The 735-nt window shown below is 57.8% G+C and carries 1 protein-coding gene and 1 pseudogene; both read left to right on the top strand.

The window, feature by feature from the left end; all coding sequences use genetic code 11:
• Positions 1-63: 63 nt before the first annotated feature.
• Positions 64-498: a hypothetical protein gene (locus tag AC4PR2_RS29390; RefSeq protein ID WP_492176111.1), complete on the top strand. Its 435-nt coding sequence runs from the start codon at positions 64-66 to the stop codon at positions 496-498.
• Positions 491-735, top strand: a pseudogene (locus tag AC4PR2_RS29385) (hypothetical protein); the annotation flags it as partial. The gene AC4PR2_RS29390 and the pseudogene AC4PR2_RS29385, both read left to right, overlap by 8 nt.

Below are 735 nucleotides of genomic sequence, written 5' to 3'. Positions count from 1 at the left end.
GCCCCTGCCCCGACTCGGTTGTCGAGGCGGTCAAAGCCCATTTCCAGCGCGAGGTAGTCTGAAATGAATATTCTCGGTATTACAACCAGCCCCCAATCTCGCCAGCTGTTTGCGAGCGACTGGACGCATCATCGCGGCGCTCTGGTGCTGCGCATTATTGAGCAGGTATCGCTGGCGATATTGCTCGTATTCATGTCCATCCTTGCTTTGATGGGCGTATCGATGATCGCCCAGCCGGTACTCAATGGGGCTGGCGCGTTCTTTACCGATCACCAGTCCGCTTACGCGTTGGCACAACTGTTTCGCTATTACACATTGGCGGCGGTGTTTTTTGCCATCTATGTACTGGTGATGAATTTCTCCCGCGACTATTACTTCGCCGCCGAACTTGGCTACGACAGCGTGTTCGACTACGACCTTAGCCGCAAACCCTCTGAGCGTCTTCGCGTATTGCGCGCATATCAGCAGGCCACGCAGGAGGGCCGGAACGATGCGTAAGGCTCTGGTGTTACTTCCCTTGCTCCTGACCGGCTGCGCCGGCATGAATTCCGAGTTCGAGTTCGACAAGCCAGCGCGGGATACCGGCGTCTGGATGTCCCAGGCCGATGAAATGACCTCTGCATCCGCTGGCAAGCCCGGCAACGTCGGTGGCAAGGGTCTCAACCTCGCCGGCTATCGGCTGGTTGATACCGGCAACATCCGTCTCGACGTGCAAACGGCACTTGCCGGCAGCGT

The organism is Serratia sp. A07 (genome assembly GCF_058725505.1).
The sequence above is the reverse complement of the archived record's forward strand: the minus strand, read 5'-3'. Positions and strand labels throughout refer to the sequence as shown.